The organism is Catellatospora bangladeshensis (genome assembly GCF_016862575.1).
In the GTDB taxonomy this organism is placed as follows: domain Bacteria; phylum Actinomycetota; class Actinomycetes; order Mycobacteriales; family Micromonosporaceae; genus Catellatospora; species Catellatospora bangladeshensis.
In genome coordinates, this window is record NZ_BONF01000041.1 from 1 (window position 1) to 14,548 (window position 14,548).

Genomic DNA, 14,548 nt, shown 5'->3' on the forward strand with positions numbered 1-14,548 from the left:
CCCGCAGGCCGCGTTCGGCCTGCCGGTCACCATCATCATCCTGCGGCAGTTCTTCCGCGCGATCCCGGCCGAGGTCGAGGAGGCCGCGACGCTCGACGGGTGCACGCCGTTCGGGTTCTTCTGGCGCATCCTACTGCCCATGGCCAAGCCCGCCCTGGCCACCGTGTCGGTGCTGGCGATCGTGGCGAGCTGGAACAACTTCATGCTCCCGCTGGTGGTGTTCACCGACCAGAGCTGGTGGACCCTGCCCGTCGGGGTCCAGGCCTTCCAGGGCCAGTACGCCGACGACACCGCCCGCGTCCTGGCCTACGTCGTACTCTCCATGATCCCCGCGCTCGGCTTCTACGCCATAGCCGAACGGCAGCTCATCAGCGGTCTGGCGTCCGGTGCCACCAAGGGCTGACACCCCACCGATCTTCCGGTATGTTTCCGTGAATTCCCGGCGCGGGAACGGTGCGAGCAAGGCGGAAGCGTGCCCCGGGTACGCTCTGCTGCACCGAAACGTTCCGGCCGTAGGCTGAAGCGGTGACGAAGGAGCTGCCGGTGTCCGTGGACGAGAGCCGCAAGGTCACGATCGCCGCGATCGCGCGCCTGGCGGGCGTGAGCGTGCCCACCGTCTCGCGGGTCATCAACGGCCGCTCCGACGTGTCGCCGCAGACCCGCGAACGCGTCGAGGAGCTGCTCACCCGCCACGGCTACCGGCGCCGCCCGGCCAGCATGCGCACCAGCTCGGGGCTGATCGACCTCGTCTTCAACGACCTGGACAGCCCGTGGGCCGTCGAGATCATCCGCGGGGTGGAGGACGTCGCGCACGCCGCCGGCATCGGCACCGTGGTCTCCGCGATCCACCGCCGCACCGCCTCGGCCAAGCAGTGGCTGGACAACATGCGCTCCCGCGCCACCGAGGGCGTCATCTTCGTCATCTCCACGCTGGAGCCGCCGCTGCAGGCGGAGCTGCGCCGGCTCAACATCCCGGTCGTGATCGTCGACCCGGCCGGGGTGCCCCCGCAGGAGGCGCCCACCATCGGCGCCACCAACTGGGCGGGCAGCCTGCGCGCCACCGAACACCTGATCGGGCTGGGCCACCGCCGCATCGGCTTCATCGCCGGGCCGCCGCAGCTGATGTGCAGCCGGGCGCGGCTGGACGGCTACCGCACCGCGCTGGAGACGGCCGGGCTGTCGTTCGACGACGACCTGGTGTTCCAGGGCGACTTCTACCACGAGTCCGGGTTCACCGGCGGGTCGCGGCTGCTGCAGCTGCCCGAGCCGCCCACCGCGATCTTCGCGTCCAGCGACCAGATGGCCCTGGGCGTCTACGAGGCCGTGCGCCGGGCGGGCCTGCGCGTGCCCGACGATGTGAGCGTGGTCGGCTTCGACGACCTGCCCGAGGTGCGCTGGTCGTCGCCGCCGCTGACCACGATCCGGCAGCCGCTGGCCGAGATGGGCATGGTCGCCGCGCGTACCGTGCTGCGGCTGGCCCAGCGGGAGAAGATCGAGAGCCCGCGGATCGAGCTGGCCACCGAGCTGGTGGTCCGGGACAGCACCGCGCCGCCGCGCGCCTGACCCCGTCCCGATAGTTTCCGGAAGTTATTGACTTATCTTGATGGTCCGCGCACCATTGGGAGCGCTTCCATCGATGTGTGCCGTGCCCCAGCCGAGCGACCACCGTACGCGGCGCCCCCTCGCCCGGGGCACAGGCGCCGCATCATCGCAACGTGGCCGCTCCGGGTCATGGCACTGACGCTCCGCCATCACCAGGAGGACACATGACGCCCCCACGCGTCCCGTTCCACAGAGCAACCCGGCGCATCGCCTCGCTCGCCGCCCTGACGCTGGTCTCCGCCCTCGCGGTGCCGCTGCTGTCGGCGTCCCCGGCGAGCGCCTCCGGCCCGCTGCGCACCCACGCCGCCGCCCGCGGCAAGTTCATCGGCTTCGCCGCCGCCACCAACCCGCTGGCCAACGAGGCCGCCTACCGCACCATCGCGCAGACCGAGTTCAGCCAGATCACCGCCGAGAACGCGATGAAGTGGGACTCGACCGAGCCGTCGGACAACAGCTGGAACTTCAGCGGCGCCGACCAGATCGTCAACTTCGCCGTGGCCAACAACCAGCAGGTGCACGGCCACACGCTGGTCTGGCACCAGCAGACGCCCGGCTGGGTGCAGGGCCTGGGCGCCACGGCGATGCGCACCGCGATCCAGGACCACGTCTCCACCCTGGTCGGCCGCTACGCCAACAACGCGGCCGTCGTGTCGTGGGACGTGGTCAACGAGGTGTTCAACGAGGACGGCACCTTCCGCAGCAGCTTCTGGTACAACACGCTCGGCCAGAGCTACATCGCCGACGCGTTCCGCTGGGCCCGCGCCGCCGACCCCGACGCGCGCCTGTGCATCAACGACTACAACGTCGAGGGCATCAACGCCAAGAGCACCGCGATGTACAACCTGGTCCAGTCGCTGCGCGCGCAGAACGTGCCGGTCGACTGCGTCGGCTTCCAGGGCCACCTGGCCACCCAGTACGGCTTCCCGAGCGACCTGCAGCAGAACATGCAGCGCTTCGCCGCGCTGGGCGTGCAGGTGCGGGTCACCGAGCTGGACATCCGCATCCAGATGCCGCGCAGCTCGGCCAAGGACACCACGCAGGCCACCTACTACTCCAACGTGATCAACGCCTGCAACGCGGTCACCGCCTGCGCCGGCGTCACCATCTGGGGCTTCACGGACAAGTACTCGTGGGTGCCGGACACGTTCCCGAGTGAGGGCGCCGCGCTCATCTACGACGAGAACTACCAGCAGAAGCCGTCCTACACGGCGGTGCACAACGCGCTCGCGGGCGGCACGCCGACCGACACCCAGGCCCCGACCACGCCGGGCACGCCGGTCGCCTCGGGCGTCACGTCGAGCGGCGTGAGCCTGTCCTGGACCGCCTCGACGGACAACGTCGGCGTGAGCGGGTATGACATCCTGCGCGCTCCCGGCACCTCGGGTGGCTCGTTCACCCAGGTCGGGACGTCGACGACGACGTCGTTCACCGACAGCGGCCTGAGCGCGAACACGTCGTACCGGTACCAGGTCCGCGCCCGTGACGCGGCGGGCAACGTGTCGTCGGCGTCGAGCGCGGTCACCGTCACCACGACCGGCGGCACCGGTGACACCCAGGCGCCGTCCACCCCGGCCAACCTGGCCGCGTCGGGCACCACCTCCAGCGGCACCAGCCTGTCCTGGACGGCCTCGACGGACAACGTCGGCGTGACCGGATACGACGTCCTGCGTGCCCCCGGCACGTCGGGCGGCTCGTTCACGCAGGTCGGCACCTCGACGACGACGTCGTTCAGCGACACCGGACTGAGCGCGAACACGTCGTACCGCTACCAGGTCCGCGCCCGTGACGCGGCGGGCAACGTGTCGTCGGTGTCGAACACGGTCACCGTCACCACGACCGGTGGCGGCACCGGCGGCGGCTGCACGGTCGCCGCGACCCTGCAGACGCAGTGGCAGACCGGCTACGTCATGGAGCCGGTCCGGGTCACCAACAGCGGCACCTCGGCGATCAGCAGCTGGACGGTGACGTTCACCCTGCCCAGTGGGCACACCCTCACCGGCAGCTGGAACGCCGTGCTGACCGTCAGCGGCCAGACCGTGACGGCGCGCAACGCGGCGTACAACGGCAACCTGGGCGCGGGCCAGAGCACCACGTTCGGGTTCCAGGTCAGCCGGCCCAACGGCAACACCGCCACGGCGAGCGGCTTCACCTGCGCCACGCCCTGACGGTAGGACGGCGGCGTACGGCTGCACGGGCCGTGCGCCGCCCGGGACCGCCCGGCGGTTCGGGCGGTCCTGCCCATCCCCGTGGCGCGCACGGCGGCGCGTCACGGGGATCACGCGTTCCGGCGGCGGGCCGGGCGGTGGGGCGGCCTACGATCAGCCGGAGCAGCCGCGATCCGGAGGTGCCGCCGTGAGAGTGTTCCAGTCCGCCGCCGACGTGGCCGACGCCGTGGGCGAGACCATCGGGCCCGGCCCGTGGCACGTCGTCGAGCAGTCACGGGTCGACACGTTCGCCGACGCCACGGGCGACCACCAGTGGATCCACACGGACCCGGCGCGCGCGGCGGACGGGCCGTTCGGCGGGACCATCGCGCACGGTTACCTCACCCTGTCCCTGCTGCCGCTGCTGGTCCGCGACCTGTACCGGTTCGAGGGCGCGCGGATGGTGGTCAACTACGGCCTGAACAAGGTGCGCTTTCCCACGCCGGTGCCGGTCGGCGCCTCGGTGCATCTCAGCGCGCGGCTCGTCTCGGTCGAGGAGGTCGCCGGCGGGGTGCAGGTGACCGCGGCGATGACCATCGGAACGGACCGCTCCGACAAGCCCTGCTGCGTCGCCGAGACGGTGACCAGGGTCTTCTTCGCTTGACCCGGGCTACGCGGCGGCACCGTCCGCGTCGTCCTCCCCGGCGACCGGCCAGTGCTGCAGGAGGTGCAGCAGGACGGCGACGTCGGGGATGTCGCGCAGGCGCTCGGAGATGACCGGGCGGCGGTCACCGGCCCAGATCCTCAGGTGCGTCTTGCCGGTCTCCACCTTCGTGACGGCGGGCCAGGCGGCGAACTGCTCGCCCCGGCGCACGCCTTCGCCGGTCACCGTGACCGGCCCGAAGACCGCCGCGCCGGTGCGCAGCGCCTCGGCCGCCTTGACCGGCAGCAGCGCGGCAGCGACGTACCGCTCCACGTGTGCGACCAGCTCGGGCTTGTCCTTATAGCCCGGCTTGGCCAGGTCGACGACGGTGCCGTCCTTCAGCTCGACGCGGCACTGCAGGACCTCCACGTACGCGGTGACCAGGTTGACCACCCGCACCCACACCCGTACGTGCGCCACGTCGTCCCAGGTGAACAGCGAGGTGACCGCTCCGGTGTGGTCGACGGCCAGCGAGCCGCCGGTGTACAGGTAACGGCACCGGCCCGCCTTGCGCCAGGTCGTCCACGCGGCGAGCCCGGCCAGCGCCAGCACGCCGACGCCCAGCGCGACGGCCCCACCGGCGCCGCCACTGGCGAGGAGCAGCACCACACCCAGCCCGGCGGCGGCCACGGTGATGAAGACGTCGGCGCCGATCGGGGACCGGTATCGGCCGACGATCTCACCCAGGCCCGCGGCGGCTGCGGCATCCGCGAACGACCATCCGTCCACATTGCTCTGCATGGTGGCATGCTCGCCGCCGTCCGCGGGGCGGGTCAACGGCTGCCGTGTGCCCGTTCACATGCTGGGCAGGATCACTCCCAGGCGAGGCCGAGCAGCAGGTCGAGGAAATCGGCCAGGCGCTGCGGGCCCCGGCACACCAGGCGGTGCGCGACGTCGCCGCACGCCCAGCGGGCCTCGAAGCCGCGCCACGTGGTGCCCGCGCTGACGCGGACCCGGTGCGGGCCGAGATTGATCCGGGCGATCTGCCGCTCGAGGGTGTCCTCGTCGAACCCGAGTACCGAGTGCAGCTCGACCTCGGCCGTGCCCCGCCGGTACGCCGCGAAGCGCTGGGTGGCGGTGCTGATCCGGCTCGCCGGGTCGGCCTGCCAGGCGGCGGTGAACCCGGGCAGCCCGGGCCAGCGCTCGGTGCGCCGCGCGGTGCGCCCGGCCAGCAGCGGCGCGGCGGCGGCCAGCCCGGTGGCGGCGTGGTGGAGGGCGAGGCGCTGTCGCTGGGGGACGGTAGCGAGCACGATGACTCCCGGAGGTCGCGGCGTGCGCGACTCGGGGTGGGGAGCGCGACGCGGTGGGCGGCGGGGGTGGTCGCCGCGGGAGCCCGCCGTTGCGCTCGTACCTACCAGTTCACACCACGGAGCGGCGGCGCGCCGCCCCAACCCACCCTTCGGGAAGAGAAGATCGCCGTCCCGTGTCGACCGATCGGCGCTGACCTGGCCTGACACGGGACGGCGGGTCTGCCTCAGCCGCCCGCTCCGGCGGCCGCCGGGACGGGGACGGTCCAGTCGGGCAGGGGAGCGTCGGGTGCCGACTGCCGGGTGAGGAGCACCTGCCCGGTGGGCTCGTCGACCAGCGCCAGGCGCACCGCGGCGGGCTGGTAGCGCAGACGGGGCACGGCGTACACCGCCGACACCTCGGTGCCGCCGGCGTGCCGGGCGGAGTAGACGAGGATGCGCCAGTCGTCGTCGTCCCAGTGCTCGCGCAGGTCCGAGGTGAGCAGCGCGGCGGTCTCGGCGTACACCGGGCTGCGGCGCAGCTGCTCCACGGTGGAGTCCAGCGGCACGTCGAAGCCGGTCGGCAGCGGTTTGGTCAGCCTGACCTTGAGCTGGCGCAGCTGGTCCAGCCAGTGGCGGTCCAGCTCGGGGGAGAGCGCGGCGAGCACGGCGGCCCCGGCCAGCAGCACCGCGGCGGCGGGAAGCGGCCGGTCCGCGAGCACCGCCGTCCAGGACGTGGTGGCGGGCAGCGCCAGCAGGCTCGCGGCCAGCAGCGCGCCGGTGCGGGCGAACGAGCGCCAGCCGATCGGCGAGCGGGTCGCCGACAGGCAGCCGCAGGACGAGCTGGGCGCGGCGAGCCTGGCGTAGGCGAGGTAGCCGGCGAAGCCGAGCGACAGCAGCGCCGCGGCGGCGGCCTCGGCGGGCAGCGCGGGCGGGGCCAGCAGGAAGCCGGCCAGCACCGCCTCCACCCCGCCGACCAGCCGGTATGCCGGCAGCGCGCGCTGCTCGCCGAGCAGTTGCGCCAGCGCGCTGCGCCGGGCCGCGGCCGGGGCGTGCCGGGACAGGAGCTTGAGCCGTGCCGACCACAGCAGCACGGCGCCGAGCAGCAGCGGCTGCAGGGGCGCGATCCACGAGATCATCGGTCCTCCGGGGTTGGGAGAGGGGTGGCGGGCGGGCGGGCGCCGGGGGGTGTGGCGCCCGCCCACGTTCCTCAGGCGGACGCGTACACGGTCGCGATTTCGACCTCGTTCGTGTCCGGCACCCAGGCGCCGATGACCTGGACGTGCTTGCCGACGCGCAGCATCGACATGTCCGAGACGGCGGGGGTGTTGTTGTAGCGGGCGGCCGACGTGCCCGGCACCAGGTGCCCGACCACGCGGCGGCCCTTGTGGTCCAGGTGCAGCACGTTGCGGCCGATGGCGGCGATGTGCGCGTGCAGGTTGACGATGTTCACCCACACCGAGTCGGCGGCCAGGGTGCCGTCGTCCAGGCGCAGGCCCCGCGCGTACAGGCCGTCGCCGACGGCGACCGTGTCGAAGGTGGTGGGCCGCAGCTTCCAGATGCTGGTGCCGCCGGTGATCCGGATGCGCCACAGCGCCATGTCGGAGCCGGTGACGAACAGCATGCCGGCGCTGATGCCGGTGATCCGGCCCTCGGCGAAGTTGGGGTCGGGCGCGCCCGGCTCCACGGCCTGGTCCGGTGCGCCGAAGGCGGCCTCCGGCGCCAGCGAGCCGAGCGCGGTGGCGCCGACCAGGCTCGCCCCGCCGACCACGGCGGAGGTGAGCAGGCGGCGGCGGTCGATGGTCTCGGTCATCTCGGGCCTCCGCTCACACGATGTCGACGCTGCAGGGCGACAGCCCCGAGGACAGGCTGGCGATCTGGCTGTACGCGGCCGGGGTGAGGTCGATGATGCGGTTGGTCCCGCACACCGAGCCGCAGCAGGACCGCTCGCCGCACCACAGGTCGGTCTGCGGCCCGCAGTCGGCGATGGTGGTGCCGATGCGCTTTCCGTTGCAGCGGTTGGTGGTGTAGTGCCGGAAGCCGCAGCCGCGGCGGGACAGGCTGATCCCGCAGCGGTCCGGCCGCGTGATCTCGAGGCACGCGGCTGAGGCGTTCGGCCAGGCGTGCTGGTAGCTGCCGCTGTTGCAGGTCCCGCAGGCGCCGTGACCGGCGGTCCCGCAGGGGCCCCAGGAGTTGCCGCAGCAGAACCACGACATCTCTCCGGTAATAGCTGCCACTGTCCGTCTCCTTTCCAGGTGGGGGGTGTACCAGGAGGAGCGGCGACGGGCCCATCGACGACTTCGAATATCATGGGCGGCGGCCAGTTGCAGAGTCAATCCATAGATTGAAATTTTCTTCCAAAAATGTCAACGAACGTCAATGGATGACGCGGCCGTCGCCGGTCCATGACGCGGGGGCCGACCCGCGGGCGGTCCGGCCGGTGCCGTCCGGTTCGGCAGCGCCCGGCGCGATGCGGTCCCGGCTTCGGGCACAGACCCGCGCGCAGGCCGCGCAATGGGCGTACGCTGCATTAATGGACGCGACGCGGGCAGGCGTCAGCGACCCGCTGGCGCATATCGACGTATCCCGGCTCCGCTCCGATCTGGCAGCGGTGCAATCACTCGGCACCTCGGGCGGGGCGTTCGGCGCCTGCGCGGTGAGCGCCGAGATCCGCCAGGCCTACCGGACGGCCCTTCAGGCGCGCGACGAGGCCGCCTCCTACCTGCACGGCAGCCGGGACTGGTCGACCGAGGACCTGGCCGAGGCCATCTGCGGGCACCGCGAGCACGAGCGGCGGGTCCGGCTCGTCGCCGAGTGGACCGCCACGCCCGCCCCGCAGCACCTCTACGACGCCGGGCACGAGCTGCTGCGCCGCCAGCAGGTGGCCAGCGCGCTGCGCGACCTGCTGTCGGCCGCCCGTGCCACCGCGGTGCGCAAGCTGCGCGAGGCCGAGCTGGTCCTGCCGGCCGACCCGCTGGAACGGGCGCACAAGGCCCAGGACGTGGTGCGCTTCTGCGCGTACCACTTCGACACGGTCGCGGCCAACCGCAACCTGTACGCCGCGAACCTGGTCGTCCACCACGACTGGGAGCTGGACGAGATCGCCGAGGTGGCCGACGCCGAGCCGCAGGCCATCGAGGACGCCTACGAGGCGGCCCGCGCCCACCCGCCCTCGGACGCCGACTCGCGCTCGGTGCGCGAGCTGGCCGAGATCGCGGCGGCCATCGCCGTACGGCAGCGGCACTGGGAGGCGGTGCGCCGCGAGGCCATCGCCGAATGCCTGGCCGCGGGCGTCGACGCCGACCTCCTCGCTGCCCACGCCGGCGTCTGAGCCCCTATGAGCGGGGTGCCGATCGCGGATCATGCGCTGCTGTCGGACTGCCATACGGCGGCGCTGGTCACCCGGGACGGCTCGGTGGACTGGCTGTGCTGCCCGCGCTTCGACAGCCCGTCGGTGTTCGGGCGGCTGCTGGACGACGACGCCGGGCACTGGTCGATCGCCCCGGCCGGCCCCTACACCGCCACCCGGCGCTACCTGGACCAGACGCTCGTCCTGGAGACCACGTTCCACACCCCGGACGGCACACTCGCGCTCACCGACGCCCTGGCCCTGGGGCACAACGGCGAGAAGCACGGCCACGACCTGGGCCGGGGCGTGCCGCACCTGATGATCCGGGGCGTGAGCTGCCGCGGCGGCCAGGTCCGGGTGCGCCTGTCCTACCAGCCGCGCCCCGAGTACGGCCTGCTGCGGCCGCTGCTGTCGCCGCTGGAGGGCGGGCTCACCGCGCGCGGCGGCGCGGAACGGCTGGTGCTGTCCAGCCCGGTGCCGCTGCGGTACCTCAACTGCGACGCCGAGGCGGAGTTCACGCTGCGCGTCGGCGACGAGCTGTGGTTCGCGCTGCAGCGCTCGACGCTGCAGCAGGAGGCGCCGCGGGTCTGGAGCCAGGAGGAGATCGCGCACTGGATGGCGGTCACCGTGGACGCCTGGCGGGTGTGGTCGAAGCTGCACCAGAACTACGACGGCCCGTGGCACGAGCTGGTCGGTCACAGTGGGCGGGTGCTGCAGGGGCTGACGTTCAAGCCCAGCGGCGCGATCATCGCCGCGCCCACCACCTCGCTGCCGGAGGAGGTCGGCGGCGTGCGCAACTGGGACTACCGCTACTCGTGGGTGCGCGACGCGAGCTTCACGCTGAAGGCGCTGTGGGTCGCCGCCTGCCCGGACGAGGCCGCCGACTTCTTCTCGTACATGACCACCGCGGCGGCGGGCGCGATCGGCCCGGACACCCCGCTGCAGATCATGTTCGGGGTGGGCGGGGAGCACGACCTGTCCGAGCGGACCCTGCCCCACCTGCGCGGCTGGCGGGACAGCGGGCCGGTGCGGGTCGGCAACGGGGCGTGGAACCAGCAGCAGATCGACGTGTACGGCGAGCTGCTCAGCGCGGCCCACCGGCTCGAGGAGAAGCTCACCGGCATCGACGCGGACACCCGGCGCTTCCTGGTGGCGCTGGCCGACGCGGCGGTGGTGCGCTGCGATGAGCCCGACCACGGCATCTGGGAGATCCGGGGGCAGCCGCAGCACTTCGTGTACTCGAAGCTGATGTGCTGGGTGGCGCTGGACCGGGCGATCGCGCTGGCCGGGGTGCTCCAGGCGGAGGACCGGGTGCCGGGCTGGGCGGCGGCCCGCGCCGAGGTGCGCGAGCGCATCCTGCGCGAGGGCTGGAGCGAGCAGGCCGGCGCGTACACGCAGTTCTTCGGCTCGACCGCGCTGGACGCGTCCTGCCTGATGATGGCGATCGTGGGCTTCCTGCCCGCCGACGAGCCGCGCATGCTGGCCACGATCGAGGCGATCGCCGACCGCCTCACCGACGAGCGCGGCCTGGTGTACCGCTACCGCACCGAGAGCGGCGTGGACGGCCTGGACGGCGGCGAGGGCACCTTCCTGCTGTGCACGTTCTGGCTGGCCGAGGCGCTGGCCCTGGCGGGCCGGGTGAACCGGGCGGCCGAGGTGTTCGAGCGCGCCGCCGCGTACGCCAACGACATCGGCCTGCTCTCGGAGGAGATCGACCCGGTCACCGGCGAGATGCTCGGCAACTTCCCGCAGGCGTTCAGCCACATCGGCCTGATCAACGCCGCCTGGGCCGTCTCCCAGGCCCGCCACCGCGCCGCCCTCTGAGAAGGAAGGGCACCTTCTTAACGCTATGCGTAGAAGAAGGTGCCCTTCTTAACGGCGTCAGGATTTGAGGAGGGTGCGGACCTGCTGGGAGACGGGGTCGCTGACCAGGAGCCAGGCGTGCTCGATGCAGCCGACGCCGGTGTTGCCCGCGCCGGACAGGATCGTGCTGGAGTCCGGGTTGATGAACTCGTCGCAGCTGGACCAGTAGGTCTGGTAGCGCACCGCCCCGGGCGTCTCGTCCCCGGCGTTGAGGTCGCGCAGGAACGAGCTGTCCGGCGCCATCTCGGCGCACGACGTGATCAGCCACGAGCACACGGGTGTCAGGTTGGTGCCGTGGTTCGGCCCGCCCAGTGACACCCATCTGTCCACGTACGACGTGCCGCCGTTGAACTTGAGATACCAGCGTGAGTTGAGGCTGCCCATGGAGTGGGCGACGATGTCGACCTTCGCCGCGCCGGTCTGCGCGCGCACCGAGTCGACGTAGCTGCGCAGCTGCGCCGCGGTGGTCTTGTTCGACTGGAACACGTCGTACGAGAACGCGAACAGGCGGTTGGCGGGCCACCCGTCGGCCTTGAAGTCGGCGATCATGTCGTTCCAGTTCCAGGCCCCGCCCTTGTAGCCGTGCACGAAGACCACGGGGTCGCGGTCGGCGGCCTGGGCCGCGGACGGGGTGGTCACGAGCATGGCGGCGACCGCGGCGAGGACGCTGAGCAGGCCGGCTGTCTTTCGCATCTGTCCTCCTCGATGAGATGGGTGGGACAGAGCGTGCGGTACGCCGTGCGTGTTTCGCATCCGTGAAACGACGCATCGGTCTTTCGCCGGTGGTTAACTTGTGAGTAACTTCTTGTGTGAACCCGGTGGAAAGCCCCGTACCGCACGGCCGCGACAGCGCGCTGCTGTCGCTGGTGTCCGTCCTGGACGGTGCGCGCGCCGGGCAGGGCGGCGCGCTGCTGCTCCGCGGCGAGCCGGGTCTCGGCAAGACCATGCTGCTGGCGTACGCCGCCGGCCACGCACCCGATTTCCTGGTCCTGGCATCACGCGGCGTGGAACCGGAGGCGGCGCTGCCCTGGGCCGGTCTGCACCGGCTGCTCCGCCCCCTCGCGCACCGCCTGCCCGAGCTGCCGCCGGGCCAGGCCGCGGCTCTGCGCGAGGTGCTCGACGGCGAGGTGGGCGACGGCGTGGGCTGCCGCCTGCCCGCCGCGCTGCTCGCCCTGCTGGACCTGCTCGCCCAGGACGGCCCGGTGCTGGTCTGCGTCGACGACGCCGACCTGCTCGACGAGCCGTCCCGCGAAGCGCTCGCGTTCGCGGCGCGCCGCCTGGGGGACGCCGCGCCGTCGGCCGCACGGCTGGGCGACGGTTCGCTGACCATGCCCCGGCCGGAGGCGCGCACCGCTCCGGACACCGGTGGTGGTGGGGCCGTCGTGCTGCTGGCGATGCGGGACGACGACGAGCTGCCGCCGCCCGGCCTGCCCGTGCTGCTGCTGTCCCCGCTGGACGAGACCGCGTGCGCGGCGGTGATCGACGACGTGGCGCCGGTCGCGGTCGCCGAGGGCGTACGCCTGCGCCTGGCCGCTGCCGCCGCCGGGAACCCGCAGGCCGCGGCCGAACTGGTCGCCGCGCTCGACGACGACCAGCTGCGCGGGATACGCCCGCTGCCCGACCCGCTGCCGCCCAGCCCCGGCCTGCGCCGCGCCCACCTGCGCCGGGTGCTCGCGCTGCCCGAGCAGACCCGGCGGCTGCTGCTCATCGCCGCGGCCGAGGCCGACATGGACGCGAACCTGCTGGTCCGGGCCGCCGACGCGGCCGGGATCGAGGTGGCCGCGCTGGAACCTGCCGAACGCGCCGGGCTGCTGCGCGTCAGCGTGGCCGGGGTGGAGTTCCGCCACCCCCTGGTGCCGGCCGCGATCTACCACGCCGCGCCGCTGGCCGGCCGCCGCGCCGCCCATGCGCTGCTCGCGGGGGTGCTCGACCCCGGTCGGCATCCCGTGCGCCGGGCCTGGCACCGGGCGGCGGCCGGGCTCGCCCCCGACCACGAGCTGGCCGCGGAGCTGGAGATGGCGGCTGCCGCAGCGCGCGGGCGGGGCGGCTACGCGGTGGCCTCGGCGGCGTACGAGCGGGCCGCCGAGCTGAGCACCGGCGACGACGGCGCCAAGGCGCGGCTGCTCGCCGCGGCGGCCCGCGACGCCTGGCACGCGGGCCGCTCGGTGCGCGCCCGCGACCTGCTCGACCGGGCGCTGCCGGTGGCCCCGGGCGCGGCGGCGCGCGGCGAGCTAGAGCTGCTGCGCGGCGACATCGACCTGCGCGACGGGCGGGCCGCCGACGCGTACGAGGCGCTGCTCGCCGCCGCGCAGCGGCTCATCCCGGTGGACCCGGAGCTGGCCATCCGGGCCATGATGCGGGCCGGGGAGGCGGGTGTGTACGCCGGGGACCACGGCCGGTTCGTGCAGGTCGCGGCCCAGGCGGCGGCGCTGCGCGGGCCGGGCCGCTCCGCGCAGGCCACGGTGATGCTGGACTACCTGGACGCGCTGTCGGCGATCTTCCTGGGCCGGTTCGACGCCGCGCTGCGCCCGCTGCGCGCGGTGCTGGACGGCGCGCCGCGCTTCGACGACCCGTCCGCGCTGATCTGGGCCAGCATCGCCGCGATGATCCTGGGCGACAACGCGCAGGGCCGGGTGATGGCCGGTCGCGCGGTGGCGGCGGCGCGCGGCCGCGGCGCGGTGACCATGGTGCCCAAGGCGCTGGAGTTCAGCGCGTACGCCGAGTTCTGGACCGGGCGGCACGCCGCCGCCACGGCCAACGCGCTGGAAGGGTTGCGCGCCGCCACCGAGACCGGCCAGGGCAACGGGGCATGCCACCACCTGGCCGCGCTCGCCCTGCTCGACGCGATCCACGGCGACGAGGAGACCTGCCGCCTGCGGGCGCGCACCGCGCTGGACCGGGCCGGGCTCAACGGCCTCGGCCTGCCCGCCGCGCTGAGCACCTGGGCGCTGGCCTTCCTCGACCTGTCCCTGGGCCGGCATGCCGACGCCGCGGGGCGGCTGCGCGGCCTGGCCCGCGCCGGTCCCGGGCAGGGGCACATGGCGGTCGCGGCGCTGTCGGTGCCGACGTACGTGGAGGCGGCGGTGCGCACCGGGGCGGCCGACGCGGCACGGGCCGCCTTCGGCACGTTCGAGCGCTGGGCGCACAGCACCAGCAGCCCCGACAACCTGGCCCTGGCCGCCCGCTGCCGGGCCCTGCTCAGCGAGGGCGCCCAGGCCGAGGAGCACTTCCGCGACGCCCTCGAACTACACGCCGCGGGCGATCGCGCGTTCGAGCGCGCCCGCACCGAGCTGCTCTACGGCTCCCTGCTGCGCCGCCTGCGCCGCCGCACCCAGGCCCGCACCGAGCTGCGCAGCGCCCTGGAGTCGTTCGAGCGCCTGCACGCCGACCGCTGGGCCCACTGGACCCGCGCCGAGCTGCGCGCCACCGGCGAATCCGCGCGCCCCCGCGCCGAGGTCGCCGACGGCGAGCTGACCCCTCAGCAGCGCCAGATCGCCCGCCACGCCGCCCAGGGCGCCACCAACCGCGAGATCGCCGAGCAGCTCTTCCTCAGCCCCCGCACCGTCGAACACCACCTCGGCAACATCTTCGCCAAACTCGGCATCCGCTCCCGCGTAGAACTCACGAAGCTCCTCCCCTAAGCAAGGAAGGGCACCTTCTT

General features: G+C 73.3%; 13 protein-coding genes. 7 read left to right on the plus strand and 6 right to left on the minus strand.

The features are described 5' to 3' along the window. The 4 genes from Cba03nite_RS30540 to Cba03nite_RS30555 form a co-directional block, all read left to right on the plus strand. Positions 1-403, plus strand: a 403-nt coding sequence (locus Cba03nite_RS30540) for a carbohydrate ABC transporter permease (RefSeq protein WP_203753643.1), incomplete at its 5' end; no start/stop codon positions are given. Positions 404-543: 140 nt separating this feature from the next. After that, positions 544-1,563 (plus strand): LacI family DNA-binding transcriptional regulator, encoded by a 1,020-nt coding sequence (locus Cba03nite_RS30545; RefSeq protein WP_203753902.1) that lies wholly within the window; start codon positions 544-546, stop codon positions 1,561-1,563. Between the two features lie 203 nt (positions 1,564-1,766). Next, the gene (locus Cba03nite_RS30550; RefSeq protein WP_203753645.1) at positions 1,767-3,767 is read left to right on the plus strand and encodes an endo-1,4-beta-xylanase; all 2,001 of its coding nucleotides are present in this window, start codon (positions 1,767-1,769) and stop codon (positions 3,765-3,767) included. Positions 3,768-3,954: 187 nt separating this feature from the next. After that, positions 3,955-4,410, plus strand: a complete 456-nt coding sequence (locus tag Cba03nite_RS30555; RefSeq protein ID WP_203753648.1) for a MaoC family dehydratase — start codon at positions 3,955-3,957, stop codon at positions 4,408-4,410. Positions 4,411-4,416: 6 nt separating this feature from the next. Here Cba03nite_RS30555 and Cba03nite_RS30560 read toward each other — a convergent pair whose 3' ends face one another. The 5 genes from Cba03nite_RS30560 to Cba03nite_RS30580 all read right to left on the minus strand — a co-directional run bounded on the left by Cba03nite_RS30560 (position 4,417) and on the right by Cba03nite_RS30580 (position 7,912). Then, positions 4,417-5,190 carry a DUF6585 family protein gene (locus tag Cba03nite_RS30560; protein ID WP_203753650.1) on the minus strand — a complete coding sequence of 258 codons (774 nt, stop codon included), beginning with the start codon at positions 5,188-5,190 and terminating at the stop codon, positions 4,417-4,419. Between the two features lie 71 nt (positions 5,191-5,261). Beyond that, positions 5,262-5,699 (minus strand): hypothetical protein, encoded by a 438-nt coding sequence (locus Cba03nite_RS30565; protein WP_203753652.1) that lies wholly within the window; start codon positions 5,697-5,699, stop codon positions 5,262-5,264. Positions 5,700-5,923: 224 nt separating this feature from the next. Then, the gene (locus tag Cba03nite_RS30570) at positions 5,924-6,814 is read right to left on the minus strand and encodes a MauE/DoxX family redox-associated membrane protein (protein WP_203753654.1); all 891 of its coding nucleotides are present in this window, start codon (positions 6,812-6,814) and stop codon (positions 5,924-5,926) included. A 71-nt stretch (positions 6,815-6,885) separates the two neighbouring features. Further along, the gene (locus Cba03nite_RS30575) at positions 6,886-7,488 is read right to left on the minus strand and encodes a cell wall protein (RefSeq protein ID WP_203753656.1); all 603 of its coding nucleotides are present in this window, start codon (positions 7,486-7,488) and stop codon (positions 6,886-6,888) included. Between the two features lie 13 nt (positions 7,489-7,501). Continuing rightward, the gene (locus tag Cba03nite_RS30580) at positions 7,502-7,912 is read right to left on the minus strand and encodes an RlpA-like double-psi beta-barrel domain-containing protein (protein ID WP_239126123.1); all 411 of its coding nucleotides are present in this window, start codon (positions 7,910-7,912) and stop codon (positions 7,502-7,504) included. A 296-nt stretch (positions 7,913-8,208) separates the two neighbouring features. Between Cba03nite_RS30580 and Cba03nite_RS30585 the strand changes: the two genes are divergently transcribed. Together Cba03nite_RS30585 and Cba03nite_RS30590 are read left to right on the plus strand one after the other, a co-directional pair. Continuing rightward, the gene (locus Cba03nite_RS30585; RefSeq protein ID WP_203753659.1) at positions 8,209-9,006 is read left to right on the plus strand and encodes a hypothetical protein; all 798 of its coding nucleotides are present in this window, start codon (positions 8,209-8,211) and stop codon (positions 9,004-9,006) included. Positions 9,007-9,012: 6 nt separating this feature from the next. Beyond that, the gene (locus tag Cba03nite_RS30590; RefSeq protein WP_203753662.1) at positions 9,013-10,848 is read left to right on the plus strand and encodes a glycoside hydrolase family 15 protein; all 1,836 of its coding nucleotides are present in this window, start codon (positions 9,013-9,015) and stop codon (positions 10,846-10,848) included. Between the two features lie 57 nt (positions 10,849-10,905). Here Cba03nite_RS30590 and Cba03nite_RS30595 read toward each other — a convergent pair whose 3' ends face one another. Beyond that, the gene (locus Cba03nite_RS30595) at positions 10,906-11,580 is read right to left on the minus strand and encodes an esterase/lipase family protein (protein WP_203753665.1); all 675 of its coding nucleotides are present in this window, start codon (positions 11,578-11,580) and stop codon (positions 10,906-10,908) included. Positions 11,581-11,705: 125 nt separating this feature from the next. On the opposite strand from Cba03nite_RS30595, the gene Cba03nite_RS30600 reads away from it, so the two are divergent. Then, a complete protein-coding gene (locus Cba03nite_RS30600; RefSeq protein ID WP_203753668.1) occupies positions 11,706-14,528 on the plus strand; it encodes a helix-turn-helix transcriptional regulator in 2,823 nt (940 codons plus the stop codon). Positions 14,529-14,548 lie beyond the last annotated feature (20 nt).

Coding starts and splice junctions, on each gene's coding strand:
- Cba03nite_RS30550 (WP_203753645.1), top strand. CDS start 1,767: ATGACGCCCCCACGCGTCCCGTTCCACAGAGCAACCCGGCGCATCGCC.
- Cba03nite_RS30585 (WP_203753659.1), top strand. CDS start 8,209: ATGGACGCGACGCGGGCAGGCGTCAGCGACCCGCTGGCGCATATCGAC.
- Cba03nite_RS30575 (WP_203753656.1), bottom strand. CDS start 7,488: ATGACCGAGACCATCGACCGCCGCCGCCTGCTCACCTCCGCCGTGGTC.
- Cba03nite_RS30570 (WP_203753654.1), bottom strand. CDS start 6,814: ATGATCTCGTGGATCGCGCCCCTGCAGCCGCTGCTGCTCGGCGCCGTG.
- Cba03nite_RS30595 (WP_203753665.1), bottom strand. CDS start 11,580: ATGCGAAAGACAGCCGGCCTGCTCAGCGTCCTCGCCGCGGTCGCCGCC.
- Cba03nite_RS30560 (WP_203753650.1), bottom strand. CDS start 5,190: ATGCAGAGCAATGTGGACGGATGGTCGTTCGCGGATGCCGCAGCCGCC.
- Cba03nite_RS30590 (WP_203753662.1), top strand. CDS start 9,013: ATGAGCGGGGTGCCGATCGCGGATCATGCGCTGCTGTCGGACTGCCAT.